Source organism: Paenibacillus ehimensis NBRC 15659, from assembly GCF_004000785.1.
GTDB classification, from domain to species: Bacteria; Bacillota; Bacilli; order Paenibacillales; family NBRC-103111; genus Paenibacillus_G; species Paenibacillus_G ehimensis.
In genome coordinates, this window is sequence record NZ_BILX01000007.1 from 91,977 (window position 1) to 115,961 (window position 23,985).

Annotated in this window: 18 protein-coding genes; all 18 read left to right on the forward strand. The window is 53.7% G+C overall.

What is annotated here, in order from left to right:
• The first annotated feature begins 291 nt into the window (after positions 1 to 291).
• The gene (locus PEH01S_RS06450) at positions 292 to 480 is read left to right on the forward strand and encodes a hypothetical protein (RefSeq protein ID WP_127484317.1); all 189 of its coding nucleotides are present in this window, start codon (positions 292 to 294) and stop codon (positions 478 to 480) included.
• A 12-nt stretch (positions 481 to 492) separates the two neighbouring features.
• Positions 493 to 1,056, forward strand: a complete 564-nt coding sequence (locus tag PEH01S_RS06455) for a zeta toxin family protein (RefSeq protein WP_127484318.1) — start codon at positions 493 to 495, stop codon at positions 1,054 to 1,056.
• Positions 1,057 to 1,445: 389 nt separating this feature from the next.
• Entirely contained in the window at positions 1,446 to 1,940 is a 495-nt protein-coding gene (locus PEH01S_RS06460) for a hypothetical protein (protein ID WP_025848648.1), read from the forward strand.
• Positions 1,941 to 2,073: 133 nt separating this feature from the next.
• A complete protein-coding gene (gene desA, locus PEH01S_RS06465; protein WP_025848646.1) occupies positions 2,074 to 3,126 on the forward strand; it encodes a Delta(5) desaturase DesA in 1,053 nt (350 codons plus the stop codon).
• 30 nt (positions 3,127 to 3,156) lie between these two features.
• Complete coding sequence (locus PEH01S_RS06470) at positions 3,157 to 4,293, forward strand: sensor histidine kinase (RefSeq protein WP_025848645.1); 1,137 nt, start codon at positions 3,157 to 3,159, stop codon at positions 4,291 to 4,293.
• The gene (locus PEH01S_RS06475; protein ID WP_025848643.1) at positions 4,290 to 4,889 is read left to right on the forward strand and encodes a response regulator transcription factor; all 600 of its coding nucleotides are present in this window, start codon (positions 4,290 to 4,292) and stop codon (positions 4,887 to 4,889) included. The genes PEH01S_RS06470 and PEH01S_RS06475 overlap by 4 nt, the downstream gene beginning before the upstream one ends.
• Positions 4,890 to 4,920: 31 nt before the next feature.
• The gene (locus PEH01S_RS06480; RefSeq protein WP_127484319.1) at positions 4,921 to 5,481 is read left to right on the forward strand and encodes a DUF1273 domain-containing protein; all 561 of its coding nucleotides are present in this window, start codon (positions 4,921 to 4,923) and stop codon (positions 5,479 to 5,481) included.
• Positions 5,482 to 5,638: 157 nt separating this feature from the next.
• Positions 5,639 to 7,426: a cache domain-containing sensor histidine kinase gene (locus PEH01S_RS06485; protein ID WP_164827704.1), complete on the forward strand. Its 1,788-nt coding sequence runs from the start codon at positions 5,639 to 5,641 to the stop codon at positions 7,424 to 7,426.
• A 3-nt stretch (positions 7,427 to 7,429) separates the two neighbouring features.
• Positions 7,430 to 9,046 (forward strand): response regulator transcription factor, encoded by a 1,617-nt coding sequence (locus PEH01S_RS06490; RefSeq protein WP_127484321.1) that lies wholly within the window; start codon positions 7,430 to 7,432, stop codon positions 9,044 to 9,046.
• A 202-nt stretch (positions 9,047 to 9,248) separates the two neighbouring features.
• Positions 9,249 to 11,351 (forward strand): CBM96 family carbohydrate-binding protein, encoded by a 2,103-nt coding sequence (locus PEH01S_RS06495; RefSeq protein WP_127484322.1) that lies wholly within the window; start codon positions 9,249 to 9,251, stop codon positions 11,349 to 11,351.
• Positions 11,352 to 11,454: 103 nt separating this feature from the next.
• On the forward strand, positions 11,455 to 11,754 hold the full coding sequence (locus PEH01S_RS06500; protein WP_127484323.1) for a hypothetical protein: 300 nt from the start codon (positions 11,455 to 11,457) through the stop codon (positions 11,752 to 11,754).
• On the forward strand, positions 11,715 to 12,518 hold the full coding sequence (locus PEH01S_RS06505) for a peptidylprolyl isomerase (RefSeq protein ID WP_127484325.1): 804 nt from the start codon (positions 11,715 to 11,717) through the stop codon (positions 12,516 to 12,518). The genes PEH01S_RS06500 and PEH01S_RS06505 overlap by 40 nt, the downstream gene beginning before the upstream one ends.
• 134 nt (positions 12,519 to 12,652) lie before the next feature.
• The gene (gene uidA / locus PEH01S_RS06510; protein ID WP_127484327.1) at positions 12,653 to 14,410 is read left to right on the forward strand and encodes a beta-glucuronidase; all 1,758 of its coding nucleotides are present in this window, start codon (positions 12,653 to 12,655) and stop codon (positions 14,408 to 14,410) included.
• 410 nt (positions 14,411 to 14,820) lie between these two features.
• On the forward strand, positions 14,821 to 20,349 hold the full coding sequence (locus PEH01S_RS06515; RefSeq protein ID WP_127484329.1) for an S-layer homology domain-containing protein: 5,529 nt from the start codon (positions 14,821 to 14,823) through the stop codon (positions 20,347 to 20,349).
• A 204-nt stretch (positions 20,350 to 20,553) separates the two neighbouring features.
• A complete protein-coding gene (locus tag PEH01S_RS06520) occupies positions 20,554 to 21,258 on the forward strand; it encodes a FadR/GntR family transcriptional regulator (RefSeq protein WP_127484331.1) in 705 nt (234 codons plus the stop codon).
• 108 nt (positions 21,259 to 21,366) lie between these two features.
• Positions 21,367 to 22,734, forward strand: a complete 1,368-nt coding sequence (locus PEH01S_RS06525) for an acyclic terpene utilization AtuA family protein (RefSeq protein WP_127484333.1) — start codon at positions 21,367 to 21,369, stop codon at positions 22,732 to 22,734.
• A 4-nt stretch (positions 22,735 to 22,738) separates the two neighbouring features.
• Positions 22,739 to 23,050 carry a DUF4387 domain-containing protein gene (locus PEH01S_RS06530; protein WP_127484335.1) on the forward strand — a complete coding sequence of 104 codons (312 nt, stop codon included), beginning with the start codon at positions 22,739 to 22,741 and terminating at the stop codon, positions 23,048 to 23,050.
• Between the two features lie 20 nt (positions 23,051 to 23,070).
• A complete protein-coding gene (locus tag PEH01S_RS06535; protein WP_025848629.1) occupies positions 23,071 to 23,973 on the forward strand; it encodes an ABC transporter permease in 903 nt (300 codons plus the stop codon).
• The last annotated feature ends 12 nt before the right edge of the window (positions 23,974 to 23,985 follow it).

Sequence of the window (23,985 nt, forward strand, 5' to 3'; positions counted from 1 at the left end):
CCATATGATCTAATGTATAGCGCAACGCGGGGAGGCTGAACGCCGCATCGACTTTTTCCAAGACATAACGTCGAATATCAAAAAGACCGTTTATCCAAAATGAGATAATAGAGTGGCAATACCGGTTTAAGATTTTGCTTTTTCGAGCGAATGAAAAACTTCACGTTTCAACCTTTAGCAAATCGTATTCATGCAAGACGAGCTCCTTTCAGAAGCAAGCTGGCATGATTATGTTCACATGCTGTGTGTTATAATGAAGATGACGCAACTTCGAACCAGGGGTGAACACGAATGAAAAAGGGAAACGAACTAAAGGAAGTGCTCAAACATATGGAGCGGTCTGTTCAGATGAAGGCCAAAAAAGCCGGGGCTCCGCTATATTATATTGAGAACGGAAAACGTATTCGACAAGAACCATCCGGTGAAAAATTTGTCCAAATTATTGACTCGGATGGTAATCCGGCCGATATTAAGCTTTAAGAGGAGACCCTTATGCCTGAAATGACTGTGTTTGCGGGTTGTAACGGAGCCGGCAAGTCGACTCTCATTGAGCATTATGGCGAAGAGTTCGAAACTATTATTAACCCGGATCTCTTTGCAAGGGTATTAAATCCTGAGAATCCACGAAAAGCCGATCTCTCAGCCGGTAAGCAGGCACTGAAAGAGATCAGGGGTTGTCTGGATAGTGCCCGAAGCTTTGCAGTGGAAACGACTTTGGCTAGCGAATTTTACTTGAAGCGAATGGAAGAAGCGAAGTCGCGTGGTTATCGTGTCTACCTATATTACGTCGGTCTTCAAGATGTTCAGTTGCATGTTGACCGAGTTCGCACTCGTGTAATAGAGGGGGGCCATTTTATCGCTACCAATGACATTCTACGCCGTTATGATGCCTCTCTTTCAAATCTAAAAAGAGCGATTTCATTATCCGATTATGCAGTCGTTCTCGATAACACAGACCGCACTCCAAGAATACTTTTAGAGTGTACAGACGGTGTTATTACAGATCAAGTGAAACACTGGCCGGCTTGGTTAATAAACGCATTGGGCCAAACGTAGTGGCCTGCCGTTCTTCTTTTTTGTGGGAGTTGTTTCTTTTTAAACCTTCCTTGCACTCCCGATATCCTGCCATGCGATAATTCCACGTTTCCAGATAGAAGGACCAACAAAATGAATAAGAGACCTGCTTTATCGCCCCCGCATCCCCAGGATCATCATCTTCTTGCGGTCGTACTGGTCGGCAAGCCCCCCCGGGTAAACGAAAGCATAAGAAACGACGGCAAAAATGAGAGATCATTGCCGACTGGTTCTGCTGCATTCAGGCCGGCCAGCTGCGACCTTTTGTATGATCGCCTCCACGTTCCGTATCCATATCCCTTTTTACGAAAAAGGATCGCCTCCCCCGCTGTCGAATCTATAGTCATCATCTTGGAGAGAAGGAATGTCGTATGAGCAACTACCCTGTCGATGTCAGCCATTTTCATGATACCTTACTGCGGTTAAAAGGAATTGTCAGCGTGGAAAGCAGCGTGGAGAATTTGGAGCCGGTCGACGGCGAAATGCTTTCCTTGTCTGAGTATGCCCACCTGCCGCACGGCACTTTAAGGCGCACCAACGGCGGACTGGAGAACGAGGTGTTCCTCCAGTTTGAATTTGAGATCGAACGGTCCGAGGAGGGCCTAGTCGCCCTGGAGTTTATTGCATGGTTTGTCCGAGACCAAGCCAGAGGCGGGAATACCATCCAGTTGCGTCCTTTTGCGCTTCCGCCGGAAACGCCGTATGGAAGGCAGCTCGGAACGACCTTGAAATTCCATATCGATTTGTTTGTCGATGATGTCGTCGATACGCTCGAACCGGCTTTTGCGAGAATCAGAGAGATGAACGCTTCCTTAAATCTGGCTATACGGCTGTATCAAATTCCAGTTAAACCCAGCGCTATATGACGATTGTCATACCCTCGATCTGACGTTTATGACTATTGCCGGCGGGGCGCATTTTCTATAATGGACAATAGAAAACCTGCGTCCGACGTTCTATAACGTTCCCCGCGCGTCTTATCGAGGAGGAAGTCAACGAATGTACCAAGAAAGTATTGCCCATTTGAAAAAGAACGTCGGTCCCTTTGAGAAAACCGATACGAAATCAAGCCTATGGCAGCTTGTGAATACGCTGGGGCCGCTGTTGCTGCTCTGGTATGCGGCGTATGCCAGCTTGTCCGTTTCATACTGGTTAACGCTTCCTCTGACCATCGTGGCCGGTGGCTTTGTGGTCCGGACTTTTATTATTTTCCATGACTGTTGTCACCAATCGTTCTTCAAAAGCAGGCTCGCAAATGATATACTCGGAACTATCACGGGTGTCATGACGCTCTGTCCGTACGAGCAGTGGAAATACAGCCATTCGATCCATCATGCCACAAGCAGCAACCTCGATAAGCGCGGCGTCGGGGACATCTGGATTCTTACCGTGGACGAATATGTCGCCGCTCCGTTATGGAGACGGATCGCTTACCGGATTTACCGGAATCCGCTGGCGATGTTCGTCGTAGGGCCGGTCTACGTGTTTCTGCTTCAATACCGCTTTAACCGCAGGGGAGCGAGACGCAAAGAGCGGATCAACACCTACGTGACGAATCTGGCTATTGTTGCTCTGTATGCGCTGCTGATCTGGGCGATCGGCTGGAAGGCGTTTGTTCTGGTCCAAGGTCCGGTCTTTTTCGTCTCCGGCTTGCTGGGGATCTGGATGTTTTACGTGCAGCATCAGTTCGAGGATTCCTACTTCGAGAACGAGGAGCAGTGGAGCTACGTGAAAGCGGCCGTGGAAGGGAGCTCTTATTACAAGCTTCCGAAGCTGCTGCAGTGGATTACCGGCAATATCGGGTTTCATCACGTGCATCATTTGAGCCCGAAGGTGCCGAACTATAACCTGGAGAAGGCGCATGAGGCCACGCCCGAGCTGAAGAAGGTCACGACGCTTACGATCGGCACTAGCTTGCAGTCGCTGCGTTTCCGCTTATGGGACGAGAAGGGCAAGACGTTTGTGGGCTTTAAAGACATCAAGCATTTGCTCCGCAAGCCGGCGGCGGCCAGCCAGGTGAAAAGCCCCAGTCCGAGCTTGCAAGGAAAATAAAAGCCTGTTTCCAAAGACAAGGGTGACGCCATGCGCAAGTGGATTCAAATTATTCACAAAAATACGGGACTTAGCCCCTATGTATGGGTCGTCTTTTATATTCTTCCGTTTTATTTCATTTTCAGCTCTTCTTCGACGTATGAAGTAGCCGTCGGCATTACGATGATCATCGGCTTTTTTATATGCTATGTGCTTACCTTTGTGTCCAAAGGGTGGCTGGTGTACTTCTGGACCAGCGTGCAGATCGGCATTTCCATTACGATGAGCCTGCTGTTCGGCTATGTATATTTCTCGTTGTTTCTGGCGTTTTTTATCGGCAATATTCAGCATCGGGTCGGATTTTTCACGTTGTATTCGATCCATCTGGTCAGCACGCTGGTCACGATCAATTACGGCTTCGTGACGCAAAATCCGGTCATTATTACGCAGCTGCCGTTTGTGCTGGTCAGCTTGATCGGCGTGATTCTGCTGCCGGTGAACACGTACAACCGGAATAAGCGGGAGAAGCTGCAGGACGAGCTGGAGGTGGCGAACAAGAAGATCTCCGAGCTCGTCAAGCTCGAGGAACGCCAAAGAATCGCCCGCGACCTGCACGACACGCTTGGCCAGAAGCTCTCGCTCATCGGCCTCAAGAGCGATCTGGCCGGGAAATTGATCGGCAAAAACCCGAGCCGCGCCCAAGCCGAGCTGAACGACATTCACCAGACTGCCAGAAGCGCGCTGAAGGAAGTGCGGGAGATGGTCACTCAGATGCGCGGCACGCGGCTGGAGGATGAAATGTTTCGGGTCAAGCAGATGCTGAAAGCGGCGCAGATCGGTTTTGTCCTGGAAGGCAGCCCGAAGCTGACCAACACCTCGCTGCTGAACGAAAATGTAGTCAGTATGTGCATCAAGGAAGCTGTTACCAATATTGTCAAGCACAGCGGCGCTTCCACCTGCTGGATTGCCATCAAGCCGTCGCGGACGGAGCTGGTGGTCCGGGTGCGGGACGACGGATGCGGCCTGGGAGCGCAGGCGGATTGCCTGCGGGGCAACGGACTGGGAGGCATGAAGGAGCGCCTCGAATTCGTGAACGGGAGCCTGGAGATCGGTCCGGGTCCGGGAACGATGATCGTGATCAAAGTGCCGAATGTGTTCAAACAACCGGAAAAGGAGGCGGGAGGATGATTCGCATTGTCATTGCCGAGGATCAGCGGCTGCTGCTGGGCGCGCTGGCTTCCCTGCTCGACTTGGAAGAGGACATGACGGTCGTCGGACGGGCCAGCCATGGCGAGGATGCGGTCAAGCTGGTCCGCCTTCATAAGCCGGATATTTGCATCATGGATATCGAGATGCCGGGGAAGAGCGGGCTGGAGGCGGCCGAGGAGCTGAAAGGCCTCGGCTGCAAGGTGATCATCCTGACGACGTTTGCCCGCTACGGTTATTTCGAGCGCGCGCTGAAGGCCGGGGTGCACGGGTATTTGCTCAAGGACAGCCCCAGTGAGGAGCTGGCGGATTCGATCCGCAGCGTCATGGCCGGCCGGCGCATCTACGCCTCGGAGCTGGTCGACGAGGCGGACGGGGAGGAGAATCCGCTGACCGAGCGGGAGCAGGAGGTGCTGCACCTGATCGCCGACGGGAAGAATACGAAGGAAATTGCCAGTCAGCTGTATATTACCACCGGGACCGTCCGCAATTACATTTCCGTCATTCTGGATAAGCTCGGCGTCAGCAACCGGATCGAGGCGATCATGCGGTTTAAGGAAAAAGGATGGTTCAAATAACCGCTGTACAAGTCACAAGGAGGCCGATACCGTGAAAAGCTTGCTTGTAACGGGCTACAAGGCGTCGGAGCTTGGTATTTTTTCCATGAAGCATCCCGGGATCGGGATTATTAAGAAGGCGCTGAAAAGCCGGTTCGCCGCTATGCTGGACGAAGGGCTCGAATGGGTGATCGTCAGCGGCCAATGGGGCGTGGAGCTGTGGGCGGCCGAGGCGGCGCTCGAAATGAAGTCGCAGGGCTTCGAGCTTAGGCTCGCTGTCATTACCCCGTTTCTGGAGCAGGAGGAGAACTGGAGCGAAGAGAAGCAGGCCGCTTACCAGCAGGTGCTGGCGGGCGCGGACTATGTGAACAGCGTCACGAAAAGCAAATATAGCGGGCCGTGGCAGTTTCGGGCGCGGGATCAATTTTTGCTGCGCAATTCCGACGGTCTGCTGCTTGTCTATGACGACGAGAACGAAGGCTCGCCCAAGTTCATCCGGGAGGAAGCGCTGCGTCTGGCGGATCAGGAGTATTATCCGATCCAGAGCATCACGGCGTACGATCTGCAGAGCGCGGCGGAGGAAGAGGCGCTGCTTCACCAATATGACGAATAAGACGTACACGAACGTCAGGTCGATCTTTTGCGGCTTGGCGTTTTTTCGTATTGTCATGGGTAATGAGAAACGATCCGCCGCTTCCCAAGCTATGGTAAGATGAAGGCAAGGAGGACGAATGTTCTCCTTTTCACCTTCGGTTCGGGGAGGACTTCCCATGCGGACATGGATTCAAGCGCTTTCGCTGCGCGGCAAGCTGATGGCGGGCATCGTCGTGTGCTTATTGCTGCCGGCTGTCGTTTCCTTTTTTGTTTCCAACTGGTTTACGCAGGACGTGATGAAAGAGCAAGTAGCCGGAAACTCGCAGGAATCGTTAAAGATTGTGGACCAGTACGTAGGGAATCAACTGGATCGGATGCTGTATATTTTGAATCTGCTGCAGTTTGATCCGGACCTGCATTTATTCGTTACCGAGCTCGGCCAGATGGACCCGCTCCGCCAGCCGTACGAAACTGTTCAAACCAAGCTTAAGCTGAACAAAAGGCTGGACGCCATTCTCGCTTCCTTCGATCCGCTGTATTTGACGATTCTTTTGCCGAATGGGGACTTTTGGGCCAATTACAGCAGCTTTGACTTCGACCCGAAGCAATTGTTCGACAAGCCTTGGTACCAGGAAACGAGCGAATTGGCGCATTATCAGACCCGCTGGGTGGGCGGGGAACCGAACTATGTGCGCAATACGGATGGCGTCCGCCACCCTTACGTCCTTACGCTCGCCAAGTCTATTCGCTCCGGCGATCAGCTCAGAGCGGTGGCTGTCGTCAGTCTGGATGCGGCCGCTTTGCAAAAGCTGTTTTCCAGCTCGAAGAAGGAAGAGACGCTTCTCATTACGGACCGGGAAGGCCGGATCGTATTCGACAAGGAGATGGACCGTATCGGCACGCTGTTTCCGTTTCGCGACCAATTGCCATCCGAAGGACAGGCCAGCTTGATCGAGGTCGACGGCGAAGCCAATCTTCTCATCGCGGAAGAGCTCAATCCGCAATGGCGGCTCGTCAGCATGAGTCCTTATAAGCAGGCGTCCAAGCCGATCCAGGCGATTCGCCGCATCGATTTTCTTGTTCAAACACTGTGTTTAAGTGTGTTCGCCGGAGTTCTGCTCTATTGGACAGGAGCTTTGACCACCCCCATTCGAAGGCTGGCGCAGACCGTAGTCCGCATCGAATCCGGGCATCTGGGCGAACGATCCGGTATCCGGGGCCGGGACGAGGTAGGCCGGCTTGGGTTTGTCTTCGACCGGATGCTGGATCGGATCGAGACGATGGTCCAAAGCATCATCCGCGAGCAAGAGCATAAACGAAAAGCGGAGCTGGCCATGCTTCAGGCTCAAATCAATCCGCATTTTTTATTTAATATTTTGAACTCGATCCGCATGAGAATTCTGCTGCGCGGAGACGCGGAAAATGCGGACCTCATCAGTTCTTTGTCTTCGCTGCTGAGAATGACGATTAACCGCAACAACGAGTTCATCAGCTTGCATGAAGAGATCGAGATGATTGGGCAGTATGTCCGGCTGATTAATGTCCGGCTCGGAGACCGGCTTCATTTGAAGCTGTCGATCGCTTCGGACGCCGTGCTGGCGGAAGTGCCCCGGTTTGTGCTGCAGCCGATCATCGAGAACGCTTATCTGCATGGATTCGCCCGCAAAGGAGGAACGATCACGATTCATGCCCACCTGCTGGCAGACGGACGTCTGAACATCGCGGTTGCGGATTCCGGCGTCGGGATCCCGATGGAGCGGCTGGAAAGGCTTCGCGCCGATTTGCGGGGAGGAGAGGAAGCGAAGGAACGGGCGTCCGCGGGGCTGTCGGGCATTGGGCTCCGAAACGTTTATGAGCGGCTTCGGCTCATCTATAAGGAGCAGTGTTCTTTTGTCATGGATTCCGAGCTGGGCCAAGGCACGACCGTGACCTTGATTGTACCGCAGCAGCGAGAGGAGGAGTAAGGGATGTATACCGTCTTTGTTGTCGACGACGATCTTCCGGTTTTGCAATATCTGAAGGAATCGCTGCCATGGGAAGCGGTTCAATGCCGGTTGGGCGGCTGCTTTCAAGATCCGGAGGAAGCGCTATCTGCTGCCGGGGAAGCGCAGGTGGATATTCTGGTGACGGACATCGGGATGCCGGGAATGGACGGGATGGCGCTGATCCGGGCGATGCGCGCGCTGCATCCGGGGCTCAAGGTCGTCATTCTCTCGTGTCACGACGAATTTGATTATGCCCGACAAGCGCTCAAGCTTCATGTGACCGATTATGTGCTGAAAGAAACGATGACGGCCGGACTGATCGGAGATTTGCTTAAGCAGATGAAGGAGGTGCTTGATGCGGAGAGAAGCTCGGAAGCCGAGAAACGGGACATGGAAGCGAAGGTGAAGCAGAACGACAGCTTGCTTCGGCAAGCCTTCATGCTCCAGACCATACAGAGTCCCCTTCTTGATGTCAAGGAATGGGAGCGGCGGGCGCAGGAATACGGGATCGGCTTTTCCCAAGGGGAGTGGGTGCCGGTGCTGGCCTTTCCCGATCGTCCCCGGGAAGCGGTCGCGCGGTTTCGTACCCCCGAGCTGCTGCGGGATACGGCGGAGAATATATTGGCGGAAGCGCTCGGCACCGGAGCCTGCAAGGTGTTCCCTTACCAGCAGGGGGAGCTGCTGCTGCTGTTTCCTTTTTCCTCCGAACATCGCATCGGGAGCTGGAAGCAGGTGGAGGAGCTGCTTCGTACCCAGCAAAAGTGCCTGCTTCAATACGCGAAAGTGTCTTATTCGTTTATAGTCGGGCTGCCCTGCAAGGAGCCGCTCCGTCTCAAGGAGAACCTCGCGGCGCTCGTCGAGCTGGGAAAAGAACGGTTTTACATGCCGCACGGATCGGTCGGACGAATCGAGCAGGCGCTGCCCGTCGGAGGCTTGGGAGATGAGCTGTTGGCCCAGTATGTACCGGCATTGGAGGATTTCCGGCAGCTTGTTCTGCAAGAGAAAACGGATTCCATCGTCTCAACCGTCGGTAAATGGATGGGGGTTATGAGTGAAAACCGGTTTCACCCTGTGGAAGTGAAGGAATGGATGCTCAAAATCGTGCTGGAGATCCGCTTGCGGCTGAAGTCTCTTCAAATGACACAAACGAGCTTTGCCTCCGAGCTTCTGCATCATGATGTCATGGAGCTGGCCAGCCTGCAGGAGCTGGGCGAGTGGCTCCAACACTTCCTGAACCAAGCCGTGGAGTGCGCCGGAAGGATAAGAAAGGAATCGAAGCGCCGCGAGGTGCTGGAATGCCAGCGGTTTGTCGCCAGCAAGTGGCAGGAACGGGTCGGCCTTGAGGATGCGGCCGCGCATTTGCACCTCCACCCCAACTATTTGAGCCGGTTGTTTAAACGCGAGACCGGAGAAAATTTTGTCGAGTTCGTCACCCGGACGAAGATGGAGAAAGCGCAGGAGCTTCTGGAACGGACGGACAAAACCGTCGAAGAGATCGCCGCCATGCTCTCGTATGAGAACAAAAATTATTTTACGAAGCTGTTCAAAGCCCATACCGGCGCTTTGCCGAGCGCTTACCGTTCGTCCAACAAAGGATGAGACCGCCGTCTTGCGTCCGGCCCTGGGCAAACGGATTAAAAAATGAGTAAAAGTGGTATAAATCGTGCCTGTTAGGGGAGGGCCATGCCCAATAATATGGGGTTAGCGGACGGAAACGGAGGGATGAAAATGAGTGCGCTTTCTTGAAATAGCGTTCGCTAACAGCGGGAAATTATTTTAGACGAAAGGCGGGTATTTCATCATGAGCCTTCCCCGTAAAAGATCAAGCTTTGCTGTACTCCTCATTGCAGCCATGCTGCTGCACATGGCAGGAGTATTGTACGTCGCCCCTGAGCCTGCGCATGCGGCCGGAACGACTTACTATGTGGACTCGGCGGGCGGAAACGATACGAACCCAGGAACAAGCGCTTCCGCGCCATGGGCGACTTTAGCCAAAGTCAACGGCACGACATTTCAGCCCGGCGACAAAATTTTGTTCAAGTCGGGCGGCGTCTGGACCGGCCAGCTGTGGCCGAAGGGATCGGGAACGAACGGGAATCCGATTGTGATCGACAGCTACGGAAGCGGCGCCAAGCCGATTATTAACGGAGCGGGCACGAGCTATCCCGCGAACACATCGGGCGCTGTCATGCTGTACAATCAAGAATATTGGGAAATTAATAACCTCGAGGTGACCAATTTCAGCTCGTCCATTGTGTCCTCAAGGGCCGGTATTCTGGTATACAACAATCAGCCGGGCTTGAAAAACCATATTTATGTGAGAAATTGCTACGTTCACGATGTGAATTCGGATGTGAACGGCAACAAAAACAGCGGCGGAATCATCTTCTTCGGCACGCATATTGACAAAGACGGGAAAGCTACGGTAGGCTTGCAGGCCGGATTTAACGATGTGCTGGTGGAGAACAATCATGTCGCCAATGTGACCAAGGAAGGGATCCGCACGAAATCGGATGCGGGCAACGGGTATCCGAAGATCAGCACGAATGTCGTATTCCGGGGCAACTTTGTCGAAGAGGTGTGGGGAGACGGCATGGTGCTTGCGGAGGTGCTCTCCGGCGCTCTGGCTGAATACAACACGGTGAAAAACCATAGCAAAACGTCTTCCGGCAATTACGCGGGCCTATGGACGCACTATACGACGGGAGCCGTCGTCCAGTTCAATGAAGTGTACGGCGGAAGCGGTGGCAACAACGACGGGGAAGCCTTCGATTCGGACAACAATTGCGTCGGAGACGTGTTTCAGTATAACTACAGCCACAATAACTCCGGCGGGCTTTTGTTGGTCATGCCAAGCGCGAGCAATTTGAAATTCAGGTACAACATCAGTGAAAACGACGGTTACCGTTCAGGCCAGGAAATCTTTTTCTATCACAGCACCAATGCCGGAAACGAAATTTACAACAATACCGTTTATGTGGGACCCAACGTGACGACCCAAATTTTTGATAACGATTCCAATATGGTCAAATTTTATAACAATATCATTAAAGCGGACGGAACGATTACGAAGTTCGCGGAGAAGGCCTGGAGCACGTCGGCCGTATTCAAAAACAACAGCTTCTACCCGGCAACCATCGACGACATCAATGGTCCTGCGTCGCACCCCGGTTTGGTAACGGCCGATCCGCAGCTCGTCAATCCCGGGGCCGGCGAAACGAATATCAACATGAACGATCCGAACCGGTTGAACGGCTACAAGCTTCAGCCGACGTCGCCGCTCATTAACAGCGGGGTCTCCGTAGCCAATAACGGCGGCAGAGATTTCTGGGGCACGGCTCTGTACAACGGCAATCCGGATATCGGCGCTTTCGAGTATGCGTCGGGCGGTCCGATCCCGCCTTCGGTAAGCTATGAGCCAATTGCCGATTCCTATGTCAGGGACGGAGCTTACGCGGGTACGAATTACGGCACGGAGGCGACAATGATGGTCAAGGCCGACGCGTCCGGGTATGCGAGAAAATCTTATGTCAAGTTCAATTACGGAACCTTTGGCGGTTCCAGCGCAGCCTCTGCCAAAGTGAAGGTGTATGTGCCGGCCGTCAATACGGACGCTTCAAGAACGGTGAAGCTATACGGCACCGCGGATGAAAGCTGGAGCGAGACAGGCATCACCTGGAACAACGCTCCGGCTGGTACGACACTCATTGGCAGCGTGGTCATGGGCAATACGGTCGGGACATGGTATGAATTCGATGTGACAAGCTATATTAACAGCCAAATGTCGGACAAGCTCGTGTCGTTCTTGCTGGTGAACGAAGGCGCGGCCAGCTCGAAGGGAGACGTTTCTTTCAATACCAAAGAGGCCGCGAGCAATAAGCCGCAGCTCGTATTGACGCAGTAACCTCCCTTACTCAGAGGGATTGTCAGGATCATCGGGAAATAGCAGCAGCCTGCTGGATGATGGAGTCTCTGCTATTTCCTTGATGTTTTAGGAGGCTTTTCGCATGAAGAAACGGATGCCGCTTTTCCTTGTGCTGCTCGCAGCTTTGTTTGTTGTAGTGATCTTCTTGTTCAAACCGTCGTCCCGCCCCGATTCATATGCGGAGGTCTTGACGATCAACGGCGAACCTGTTGTATTGGGCGAATTTGAAATGGTTCTGAAGGATCGGGTAGCGGAAGTGTACGGATATTTCATGAAACCTATGGCGTGGAAGATCGCGCGGAATTTTGGACGACAAGCTTCAACGGAGAAATTCCAATCGAGATGGCGAAGAAAAAAACGCTGGAAAAGCTTAAAATCATAAAGACGGAGCAGCTTCTGGCCAAGCAATACGGACTGACGGGCGATGTCAGCTACAGAAGCTTTAAAGAGAAGCTGGCCGAGGAAAACGAAAGCAGAGCAGAAGCTGTGAAGAAGGGCCAGCCAGTATTCGGCCCCCGCGAATATAGCGAGATCGCTTATTTTAACCACACCCACGATAAAATCAAACGGCTGCTTCTTGACTATGTGGCGAACCATGAAGCTCGGGCCGCGAGCGAGGCGCTGTATGCAAAGTATGAGTATATGCGAAAGAAAGGGGAACTCAAGAAGCCCGACCGTATTCGTACGCAAGTCGTTGAACTGGCTTTTGGAAGCGAAGACGGCTCCAGTTTCTTAACAAGAAGCGCCGCGATGGAGACGATGAATGGAATCCGATCCGGGCTGGCGGGCGGTAAAGATGCTTCTGAGGTTGTCCGGCAGCTTGCGGTAAACGCGTCGGTGAAGGAAAGAATATTTGACGAATCGACCTATGCTGTGGATAGCAGTGAAGAAGAAGAGAAGGTGTTTGCTGCTGTCCGAAAGCTGAAGCCGGGCGAAGTCAGCGAACGATTCGAAACGGCCGGATCGGTATTCGTCCTTCAATGTACGGACCGCACACCGGGCGGGGACCTCGGATTTGAAGATGTCCAAGACCGGCTGAAATGGAAGTACGCCGAAGAGCAGTTGGAAAAAAAGGTCATCGAGACGGCGGAAAATGCGCATCTTGTCATCCATCCTAAGGTGTATGACGAGATTGCCGTGCGTTAGCTTGCCCCCATATGCCAATAAGTCAAAATAATGAACACATCCGGTAAAAATCATGCAAATCTTTTGCAGGCGCTCCGTGCTACGATGGTTCGTAGGAATGCAACCAGAGATGATTTTGAGGGCGGAGGGAGCTTATGCTGTATCCACAATCAAGTAGTTCCAGAGCGGTGCTTTCGCTAGACGGATTTTGGAAATTTGCACCGGATGTTAACGATGACGGGGAACAACGGGGATGGCCGATTCAAGTGCCGGCCGACAGGGAAATCGCGGTGCCGGCCAGCTGGAACGAGCAGTTTCAAGATTTGATGTACTTTTTCGGAACGGGCTGGTATGAGCGGGAGGTGGAGCTTTCCCGACAGCTTCGCACGGAACGGATCTGGCTGCGCGTCGGCTCGGCCAATTACTTGTCGACCGTCTGGGTGAACGGGACGGAAGTCGGGCGGCATGAAGGCGCTCATCTTCCCTTCGTGTTCGAGATTACCGACCAAGTCCGTTGGGACGGCCCGAACCGCATTACGATCCGGGTGGACGCCGCCATCGCGGCCGACCGTCTTCCGCCGGGAGACGTGGAACACGAGCAGATCGTCGGATTTAAAGGACAGTATCCGAACAATTACTACGACTTTTTTCCTTACGGCGGCATTCATCGTCCGGTGATGTTGTTTACGACCCCGGTGTCCTTTGTCCGCGACATTCGGATTACGACGGAGATCGACGGTGCGGACGGCAAAGTCAAAGCCCGGGTCGGTCTAAGCGAAGGCTTCGAAGGAGCTTGCACCGTTAGCATACGGGGCACGCAATGCCGTTCGTCCGTGGAGATTCGTCGGGACGGAAAGGTCGGGCCTTCGGTTGTTTTTGACTACACCGTTCCGGCGGCCAGACTTTGGTGTCCGGAGGACCCCTTCCTGTACGAATTGGAAGTCCGCTTGACGGACAGGGACGGCCAGGTGATAGATCAGTACGTGCAAGCGTTCGGCATCCGAACCGTGTCGATTCGGGGCACCGAGCTTTTGCTGAACGGCAAGCCGGTCTTTCTCACCGGCTTCGGCATGCATGAGGATTTCCCGGTACTCGGCAAAGGCATCTCGCCAGCGGTCATCGCCAAAGATTTCAACCTGCTGAGCTGGATCGGAGCGAACTCGGTCCGCACGTCGCATTATCCGTACAGCGACGAATTTCTGAGCTATGCGGACAAGCACGGCCTGCTGGTCATCGGCGAAACGCCTTTCGTCGGCTTCGTCCGCAGCCATTATCAGGGAACCGCCATCCTGAATAAAGCGAAGCGGGTGATCACCGAAATGATCGAACGCGATGTCAATCACCCGTGCATTATCGCCTGGAGCCTGGCGAACGAAGGAGATACGTTGGCACCGGAGGCGGATGCTTTCTATGAAGCGCTGTACAGCCATGCAAAATCGCTGGACGATACGCGCCCGGTTACGATCGTCAATTGCGTCGATGTGGAAAAGGACGTCGCGCTGAAGCATTACGACTTTGTCAGTCTCAACCGGTATCACGGCTGGTACGAGCAGGCCGGCCGCTTGGACGAAGGCTGCCGCGTGCTGGAGGAGAAGCTGGACCGCTGCTACGAGGTTCTCCGCAAGCCGGTGATGGTGACGGAGTTCGGAGCGGATGCAGTCGCCGGCGTGCATGTCGACCCGCCGGAGGTATTTTCCGAGGAGTATCAGGCGGAAATGGTTACCCGGCAGTATGAAATCATCCGGCAAAAACCGTATACGATCGGAGCTCATGTATGGTCGTTCGCCGATTTTAAGACAAGCCAGACCCCTTCGCGGGTCGTGGTCAACCGCAAGGGCGTGTTCACACGCGACCGGCAGCCGAAGCTTTCGGCGCACAAGCTGAAGGCGCTATGGAGCGGGGGAGCGCGCTGAGTTGAAGCAAGCCCGCCAGAGCCAATTCATATAAACGCCAACGCCAAGCCGCAAAATATTTTGCAGCTTGGCGTTCTTTCATTAAGCAGCGCGAAGACAATTGTCCTATAGAATGAACGACTTCCTAGGCCATACGCAAAACGGAACCGGGCGCTTTCGAATAGAAAGTCAAAACCCGTCCGCAAATCATGCCGAACGCCCCAAACGGATCGACGTGGTTAAACGTGAGGCAGATTATTTTACTTAAAAGGAAGTATTTATATATAGACCCTTAGACTTGTACATTTTTTGTACAGATTGGGTTGATATACTGATGTAGGCAGGGAAAATGTAGAAATCCGCCGGGTGTTGTTTTCGGCAAATGGCCGTTACAGCACCGGATGCGGAAAAGTGAGGAGGATGGATAAAGCGTGTTTTTACGAAATCAGTTTTACTGGAGAAAGCGGATGGCCCTGCTGCTCATTGTGGCGCTGGTGTTCGGGAGCTTCTCCGGCGGAATCGCCCCGCTGAAAGCGGATGCGGCTCCAGGGAATGTCCTCCCTTCATGGGCGGACAAAGCGGTTTTATGGCTTAAAGCGGATGCGGGTGTCACTCCTGCGACTTCCGATCCGGCCTCCACGCTAACCGGCTGGGAGGATCAGACGGGCACGGTCGGTTTTCAAGTCTACGGAACGCCGGGCTATCGGGCCGGCGGCGTCAACTTTAATCCCGTCGTTACCTTTTCGAACAAGGACGCTCTAGATGGCTATTTGAGCGGTAAGCAAAAGGTTAATTATGCCGATGGGTACGCCGTATTCAAGGGAAGCGGCACCGTCGTAGGCTCCGTGTACAATTTGTCGAACTATGGAGCTGCCGTTTTTGGAAGTCAAGACAATAAGCTTTATGTAGGTAATGGTACGAATTACACGTACTATCAATATTCTTTTAACACCGGCACTTCTAAGGCCAGCCATCACTTGGCCGGATATGACATCTCAACCGGCTCCAAGAAATCTAAAGCTGATGTGAGTGTGAACGGGAAAAGCGGAGAGGCGAGCTTAAATAATGGAAGCTATCCCGTGCCGGCTTCGTTAGAATTCGCTCCAATGATTGGAGGCACTAGCAGCGGCTGGTCGAATTATGACGGAGAGATTGCAGAGGTAATCCTTTTTTCCGAAAGCACCGCTGCAAACCGAAGCAAAATTGAAAGCTATCTCGCGTTGAAATATGGTATTACCTTGAACGGAGGCCAGTCGGACTACGTTGACAGCGCAGGCAGCCCATTTTGGTCTAAAGAGGCGAATGTCGGTTACGGCAATCGCATCACAGGCATCGGCAAAGATTCCGGCAGCGGGCTGGAGCAAAAGCAGTCCAAGTCCCAGGATAACGGAGCTCTGGTTACGATTGCGGCAGGAACGGAAATCTTGGCCTCCAATAAAGAATTTGCGAGCGGCAGTATTGTTAATGACACATCCTTCTTGATGTTCAGCGATAATAATGGCGCTGCAACTTACAGTAAGGATGTCGACAATTCGAATCTGAAGCGGATGGAACGTGTCTTCAAGTTCGCTAAAACGAACTGGGCCGATCGAGAAATCACCTTGCAGCTGGATGGGATCGGTACGAAGCCGACCTATTTGGTAATCAGCGATAATTCCGGATTCACGGGGACGACGGCTGCTTTTCCGCTGGATGCAACAGGAAAAGTGACGATCAACAGCGACGCGCTAAAAGACGGTTCGTACTTTACATTCGCTGAGGGAGAGCGTATCACGAATGCCCCGGGAGGAGTAAGCGGCGCATCGTTATGGCTGAAAGCGGATAAAGACGCCGCGGCGGCGGGAGGACAACTGACCGGCTGGACCGATCAGACGAATACGAACCAATTTACGATTGTAGGAACACCGGAATATAAGACTGGCGCAGTCAATTTCAATCCGGCTGTCACGTTTGAGAATACGGCGAAAGCCAGTCAAAATCCGAATGAGGTTTTAATCGGCAGCAAGGAAATTCGTTTCAAAGAAGGGTATGCGGTTTTCAAGCAGAGAGCGGGGACGGTCGTAGGTTCCGCAGCTCCTCGTCCAGGCGGTTATGGAGCAGGTCTCTTCGCGGGCTGGAGCAATAAATTGTGGATCGGTAACGGAGCGCTCGTCACTTATCACGGTTTTCCGTTCCGCGATGCAAGCCGATATCATTTGGCCGGTTTTGATCTGGCCAATTCGGGGGACTCTCAGGGCAGACTGGATGGCGTGCCCCAACCCATGACCAGAAACAAGACATTCAACGAGATTACATTTACCCCGGTCATCGGAGGCACTTTCGGCGGGGGAAGCACGAACAATTGGGATCATTACAAAGGCGATGTGGCTGAGGTTGTCCTTTTTCCCGCAAGCAAAACCGAGCTTGAGAAGCAGCGGGTTGAAAGCTATCTGGCACTGAAATACGGTTTGACGCTGAATAAAGGCAAAACGGATTATGTAACCAGCAACGGGTCGGACAAGATATGGACGGCTTCGAGCAATGCGGGTTACGGCAACCGGATTACCGGCATCGGCCGCGATAATGGAAGCAATTTGCTGCAAAAGCAATCCAAATCTCAGGAAGAAGGCGCTTTGGTAACCATTGCTTTGGGCAATGAGATTAAAGCGACGAATGCGGAAAATACGAATTCCGTAGCGGACTTATCCTTCTTCGCGTTCAGCGACAACGGCGGAACGATCAAGTATGACGATGTCATCAAGGAAAATCAACAAACGCAGCAGCATGATTTGAAGCTGATGAAGCGGGAATTCAAGGTAGAGAAAACGAACTGGCAGGACGCGGACATCACGTTGAAGCTGGATACGGCAGCGGACAACCCGGCTGTCCGGTACTATCTGGTCATCCGGGACGCAGCCGGGACGACAACAGAGCTTATTCCGTTGAATACGGCGGGTGAAGCGACGATTGACAGCAGCAAGCTTGCCAATGGCTCTCTGTTCTCTTTTGCGAAGGTGAACAAAGACAAGCTGCAAGTCAATATCAGCGGGGTTCAGGGCCTGACCAAAGAAAGCTACACCCCGGAAAGCTGGACTGCGCTGCAGAACGCTTTGACGTCGGCAGCAGCCGTACTGGCTAACCCGAACGCTACCCAAGAAGAGGTCGATGCGGCGCTGGCTGCTTTGGAAGCCGCACGGCAAGGCTTGGAGAGCACCTATGCCAAGCTGCAAGCCAAAGCGGACGAAATCAAGGGCGAGCTTGATCTCGGAAGCTTGAAAGAAGGAGATTATACGGCCGAAAGCTGGGGACAGTTGACGACCGCGTTGTCCGAGGCGAACGCTTTGTTGAAGAAAACGCCGTCGGCAACCCCGAGCGAGCTGGGACAAACGTTGTCGAAGCTGGAGATGGCAAGAAAGACTTTGGTAGACTTAAGCCAATTGCGCGACAAAGAGGCCGAGATTACGGCCGAAAAGCTGCCGGCAGACGGCTACACCCAAGCGAGCTGGCAAGCGCTGCAAGATGCGTTGACCAACGCACGGAACGTATTGGCTAAGACGAATGCGACCCAGGCGGAGGTTGATGCTGCGAAGGACGCGCTGATAGCAGCAAGAGCGGCATTGGAGGCCGTTGGAAAAGACGTTCTGCAAGCGAAAGTCGACAACATCAACAGCGAAGGCTTGGCAGAAGCGAACTTCACTCCGGAAAGCTGGGCAACTTTGCAACAGGCGCTGGCGAACGCAGCGGCTGTGCTGAACGATCCGAACGCCACGCAAGCGGAAGTTGACGCGGCCCTGGCTGCGTTAGAAGCGGCAAGAGCCGGCCTTGTCCCTGTAGATGCAGGAGTGAACAAAGCCGCGCTGCAAGCGAAAGCGGATGAAATTCACAGCGAGGGCCTGGTAGAAGCGAACTTCACTCCGGAAAGCTGGCAGGCCTTGCAAAAGGCACTGGCCGAAGCCAAGGCGGTGCTGAGCAATCCGAACGCTACACAAGCGGAAGTTGACGCGGCCTTGGCTGCGCTGGTAACTGCACGAAATCAATTAAACCGGTCGGATGCCGTGCTTGGGAAGCTGGATGTGGTCGATTCGAAGAACGGCAATCCAATCGCGTTGTCTCCGGTGTTTGACGGGAATAAATCCTTGAATTATGAGGCTGTGGTATCGAATGCCGTCTATGGTGTCGGCATCGCTCCGCAAGCGCTCAATCCGAATAGCAAGATTACGGTCACCTTGAACGGCCAAGAGGTTAACGCAGCGGCTTGGGATAACCTGCCTCTGAAGGAAGGCCGGAATGTGATCCAGGTGGAAGTGACCGACCCGAACGGGAAGAAAAATAGTTACACGATTGAAATTTTGCGCGTCTCCAGCAAGCTGGCTTCGCTGACGCCTTCTACCGGAAGTCTGAATCCGGCCTTCGATCCGGACAAAGAAGCCTACACGATGAGCGTACCGAACAGCGTTTATCAGCTTGGATGGACACCGGTGGCGCTGGATCCGAATGCAATCATCGAAATCAGTGTCAACGGTGGGGCGTTTACAGCCTTGACTAACGGAAAGGCCAGCCCGGACTATGCGCTGAACGTTGGCGCCAACACGATCGTCGTCAAGGTAACCGACCGGAACGGCGAAGTGAAGCAGTATACGATTACCGTAACAAGAGCGTCCGACTCCACCACATCAAGCGGAAACGGTGGGGGCTCGTACTGGGGAGGCGGAGTAGCTTCTAACCCGGCAGGTATCGAAACGAGCGTGAACGGTAAGGACGCTTCGTTTGCTACGGGAACGACGGAGCAATCCGACGGCCGTACGCGTACGACGATTCAAGTCGACGCAGGCAAGCTGAACGATCTGTTGTCGCAAGGCCAAGGACAGAAGCTCGCCATCCGCATTCCGAAGGAAGGCGATGTCCGGGTGGATGGCTTGACGGCTGAGATGGTCAAGCGTCTGGCCGATACCGGCTCGCGCCTGGAAATCAGCAGTTTGCTCGCGATTTATCCGGTTCCCGGCAAACAATTGGACTTGGATGCCATTGCGAAGCAATGGAATCATGCAGCGCTTGGCGATATTGCGGTCCATGTTGATATTAAGCGTTCTTCGGCCACACAGATCGAAAGTGCCCGCAGCAAGGCGACGGCAGAAGGATACGAGCTGCTCGTCGATCCGGTCGATCTCGATTTGACCTTTACCCGCGAGGGAAGGACGGTCAGAGCGGGACAATTGAGCGGATATGCCGCGAAATACATTGCGCTGCCTGAAGGCATCGATCCGAATCGCATCACGACAGGCGTTATCGTCAACCCGGACGGAACCGTGTTCCACGTTCCGACGGTCGTTACGAAAATGAACAACCGATATTTTGCCATGATCAACGATTTGCGCAGCCATGGCACGTACTCCGTCATCTGGAATCCGCAGGACTTCGATGATGTGAAGAACCATTGGGCGAGAGCGGAAGTGAACAATATTGCAGCGAGACTGGATCTTGCGGGAACGGGGAACAATACGTGGTCGCCGGATCGCAGTGTGAACCGTTCCGAGTTTGCGGCCATCGTCGTCTCCGGTCTGGGTCTCATGCGCCAGGATGCGCCGCAGAGCACATTCCATGATGTTTCTTCGTCGGCTTGGCACCATCATGCCGTGACCATTGCCAATGAATTCGGCATCGTGCTTGGCTATGAAGATAGCTCATTCCGACCCGAACAGCAGATCACCAGAGAGCAGGGGATTGCCATGATTGCCCGCGCGTATCGTGTGATCGATCCGCAAAAAACGATTGCTCCGGGTGAGCAGGATCCGCAACTCTCGTCGTTCGGTGATGCGAAGAACGTCTCTTCTTGGGCGAAGGAAGCTGTAGCTATGATGGTTGCAGCCGGCATCGTCGAAGGAAAAGACGGGCAGCTGCTGAAGCCGCAAGACAGCATGACGCGTGCGGAAACCGCCGCACTTATTCAAAGGCTGTTAAGAACAACGCATCTTATCGATTGATTTGTAAGCTAAACGACCACTGCCGGGCTTCAAGACCGGGGGTGGTTGTTTTTTTGAAAGTGTTGATTGCGCCATGGTCTTCAAATTTTATTGGCCGTTAATCTTTTCTTGACACGTCTAATCATTAGGCTTAGTATAAGGGTGTGGGCAATTGGGTGATCCAATTATCCGAAAGTAACGTTATTCATGGAAAGGTAATGGACAATGACCATTAAAAAAATAAAATACCACCGGGTCTATGAAGATGTCATTGAGCAGATTGAAAATATCATTCTCGAAGGCAACCTTGCTCCGGGGGACGTGCTGCCTACGGAACGGGAGCTGGCCCAAGCGTTCGGCATCAGCCGCGGCACGCTGCGCGAAGCTTTCCGCATTCTGGAGCGGGAGGGATTGATCGAAACCCGTCCGGGAGGCGGCCGTTTCCTCAGTAAAAACCTGGCGAAGGCGGAAGATACGAAGCGCATCCTCGAAAATATCGAGCGGGCGACGATTATCGAGCTGCTGGAGGCAAGGGAAATTTTCGAGACAGGCATCGTGGAGCTGGCGGCGGTCCGGGCGACCGAGCAGGATATTGCGGAAATTGAAAGCGCTCTAGAGCGTTGGGGGACGATCGACAGCGACTCCGACGATCCCGTCAATCCCGATCAGGCGTTCCATCTCTCGATCGCCAAAGCGACGCACAACGTCGTGCTGGTGAACCTGATCGACCTGCACATGGACCTTTTGCAAAAAACGCTGACCAAGACGGTCGATATCCCGGGCCGCAAAAGCGAAGTGTACAAGGAGCATGACGCCATTCTTCAAGCGATCAAGGAAAAAGATCCGGCAAAAGCCAAAGCGGCGCTCCTGCATCATCTCCAGCAGGTGAAGCAAAATGTTTCTGCGAACAAAGCGGAGTCAAACGGATGATCAGCATCCTTTTGACGTTTAAATTGGACCACCCAATTACCCAATATCCAAAATATGTGTGAGATGGTGGAATACAGATAAACGTAGCGGATAGGACGGAGGAGTCATATGGCAAAGGACGAGTTCAAAATTTTGGCCCCTTGCGGGATGCTGGGCTACGGGTTTCCGAAGTCCTCCTTTATGAACGGGATGGCTTGCGGCCCGGATGCGATTGTGGTGGACGCCGGCTCCACCGACGCGGGGCCTCATAAATTGGGCGCAGGCACGGCGATTGTCAGCAAGCAGGCCTGCAAGAAGGATCTCGAAATCATCATAACCGAGGGAGTCAACGCAGGCATCCCGGTCATTATCGGGTCGGCCGGTGGAAGCGGCGCACAGGTTCATGTGGAGTGGACCCGGGAGATCGTCATGGAAATTCTGCAAGAGCACGGGATCCGCGGCATCAAGGTAGCGACGATCTGGGCGGACATTCCTCACGAGGTGGTGGCGTCGAAGCTGGAAGCAGGCCAATGCGAGCCGCTGGGCCTGACCGTTGCGCCGCTGACGCCGGAACGGCTTGCGGCTACCAGCCGCATTGTCGCGCAGATGGGGCACGAACCGATTATTGCGGCGTTGGAGGAGGCGGCAGACATTATTATTTGCGGCCGCGCGTACGACCCGTCGCCCTTCGCGGCTGTGGCCATGCATCATGGCTATGATCCGGCGCTTGCTTACCATCTCGGCAAAATCCTGGAGTGCGCCGCGCTTTCCGCGGAGCCGGGAACGACGAAGGACTGCATGCTCGGTATCTTGAAAGCGGATTCGTTTATTGTGCGGCCGCTCAATGAAGCCCGTAAATGTACCGCGGTGTCGGTGGCAGCGCACACGTTTTATGAGAAGGATCACCCGTACATTTTGCACGGACCGGGCTTGGTACTCCATCTGGAGCATTGCGTTTTTACGGAGCTTGGAGACGGCAGCGTCGAAGTGCGCGGCAGCCGGATCTCCGAGACGCCGGTGTACAAGATCAAGCTGGAAGGCGCGATGAAGGTGGCTTACCGCACGTTTGTCGTCGCAGGAGTCCGCGATCCGCTGCTGATCGCGAAGATCGAAGAGGTCGAAGAGCTGGTCAAGCAGCAGGTGCGCGACTATTACAGCGAGGTTTCGCCTGACGACTACAAGATTCATTTCATCAACTACGGCCTCGACGGGGTGTTGGGCGAGCTGGAGCCGCAGCGCAAGCCGGCGCATGAGCTGGGGATCGTGTTCGAGGTCGTCGCCAAGACGCAGGAGCTGGCCAATGCGGTATGCAGCTCGGTCAGATCGACCTTCCTGCATTACGGGTATGAAGGAAGAAAAGCGACGGCAGGGAACTTGGCGTTTCCGTTCGCCCCGAGCGACGTGCCGTTCGGCGCGGTGTACGAGTTCTCCGTTTACCACCTGATGGAAGTCTCGGACGGACTCGAAATGTTCCCGACCGATTATGAAGAGGTGTAAACCTATGAAGCTATTCGATGCGGCGGCCGTCCTGCGCAGCAAAAACAGCGGTCCCTTTGAAATTACGGTAGACGTGCTGTTCGATGATCCGGCCATTTATTACAAAATCAAAGAGCAAGGCCTGATCAATAAAGAGCTCGTCTCGCGGCTCTACAATATTGAGCGGCATCACATTACGCAGATCGTCTTCTTCGATCAGGCGCTTGGATTCAAAATAACGTTTGCGAGAAAGGTTTCGTCGGGCACCTTCCTGGACCGGGACGTGTACGGGGCGCAGCAGCATGCGCCGTTGATGGAACTGGAGATCAACTTGTGATCCGTCAGGAGGTGTAACGGATGAAAGCGTATTCGAAGCTGAATCGAATATGGGCCGATAAAATGCTTTATCTCATGCTTCTCCCGTGTCTCGCGTATTTCGTCATTTTCCATGTGTGGCCGATTATCGGCATGAAGCTGGCCTTTTACGAATACCGGATTCTCGGAGATCATGTGTATGTCGGGTTTAAATATTTCCGCGAGCTGTTCAGCACGCCCATATTTTCCAATGTCCTAGCCAATACATTAATCATTAGCGCGATGAAAATGTTTCTGATTTTTCCGATCCCGATCCTGTTCGCACTGATGCTCAACGAGTTCGCGAACGGCAAATTCCGCAAGGCGGTGCAGGTCGTCTCCTACTTGCCTCACTTCCTGTCGTGGGTCGTTATTGCGGGGATTTGGTTCGAATTTCTCTCCCCGTCTACGGGAGCGGTGAACGAGCTGATCAAGGCGCTCGGCTTTCCGCCGCAAGATTTCCTGACGGATAAAGGAAGTATCCGGTGGGTGCTGATTGCGAGCGAAGCTTGGCGCAGTATCGGGTGGGACTCGATTATTTTCCTGGCTGCGATCATGGGCGTCAGCCCCAGCTTGTACGAAGCGGCTTATGTCGACGGGGCAACCCGCTGGCACATTGTGACGCGGGTGGTGCTGCCGCATCTGTACGTCCCGATGGTGACGATTTTTATCCTGAATGTCGGCTTCATTATGAACGCCGGGCTCGATCAGGTGCTGAACTTCACCAACGATTCCGTCAACAGCCAGATCGATATTATCGATACGTACGTGTACCGTGTCGGCTTGATCAACGGGCAGTATTCGTTCGCTACAGCGGCCAACCTGTTCAAGAGCCTGATTGGCGTCGTGCTCGTCCTGTCCACTCATTTTATCTCGAAGAAATTGACCTCGAAAGGCGCATGGTAAGGGGGTGCCAAG

Coding starts and splice junctions, on each gene's coding strand:
- PEH01S_RS06525 (WP_127484333.1), top strand. CDS start 21,367: ATGGCAAAGGACGAGTTCAAAATTTTGGCCCCTTGCGGGATGCTGGGC.
- PEH01S_RS06490 (WP_127484321.1), top strand. CDS start 7,430: ATGTATACCGTCTTTGTTGTCGACGACGATCTTCCGGTTTTGCAATAT.
- PEH01S_RS06500 (WP_127484323.1), top strand. CDS start 11,455: ATGAAGAAACGGATGCCGCTTTTCCTTGTGCTGCTCGCAGCTTTGTTT.
- PEH01S_RS06470 (WP_025848645.1), top strand. CDS start 3,157: ATGCGCAAGTGGATTCAAATTATTCACAAAAATACGGGACTTAGCCCC.
- uidA (WP_127484327.1), top strand. CDS start 12,653: ATGCTGTATCCACAATCAAGTAGTTCCAGAGCGGTGCTTTCGCTAGAC.
- PEH01S_RS06505 (WP_127484325.1), top strand. CDS start 11,715: ATGGCGAAGAAAAAAACGCTGGAAAAGCTTAAAATCATAAAGACGGAG.
- PEH01S_RS06485 (WP_164827704.1), top strand. CDS start 5,639: ATGCGGACATGGATTCAAGCGCTTTCGCTGCGCGGCAAGCTGATGGCG.
- PEH01S_RS06450 (WP_127484317.1), top strand. CDS start 292: ATGAAAAAGGGAAACGAACTAAAGGAAGTGCTCAAACATATGGAGCGG.
- PEH01S_RS06495 (WP_127484322.1), top strand. CDS start 9,249: ATGAGCCTTCCCCGTAAAAGATCAAGCTTTGCTGTACTCCTCATTGCA.
- PEH01S_RS06475 (WP_025848643.1), top strand. CDS start 4,290: ATGATTCGCATTGTCATTGCCGAGGATCAGCGGCTGCTGCTGGGCGCG.
- PEH01S_RS06530 (WP_127484335.1), top strand. CDS start 22,739: ATGAAGCTATTCGATGCGGCGGCCGTCCTGCGCAGCAAAAACAGCGGT.
- PEH01S_RS06455 (WP_127484318.1), top strand. CDS start 493: ATGCCTGAAATGACTGTGTTTGCGGGTTGTAACGGAGCCGGCAAGTCG.
- PEH01S_RS06535 (WP_025848629.1), top strand. CDS start 23,071: ATGAAAGCGTATTCGAAGCTGAATCGAATATGGGCCGATAAAATGCTT.
- PEH01S_RS06520 (WP_127484331.1), top strand. CDS start 20,554: ATGACCATTAAAAAAATAAAATACCACCGGGTCTATGAAGATGTCATT.
- PEH01S_RS06460 (WP_025848648.1), top strand. CDS start 1,446: ATGAGCAACTACCCTGTCGATGTCAGCCATTTTCATGATACCTTACTG.
- desA (WP_025848646.1), top strand. CDS start 2,074: ATGTACCAAGAAAGTATTGCCCATTTGAAAAAGAACGTCGGTCCCTTT.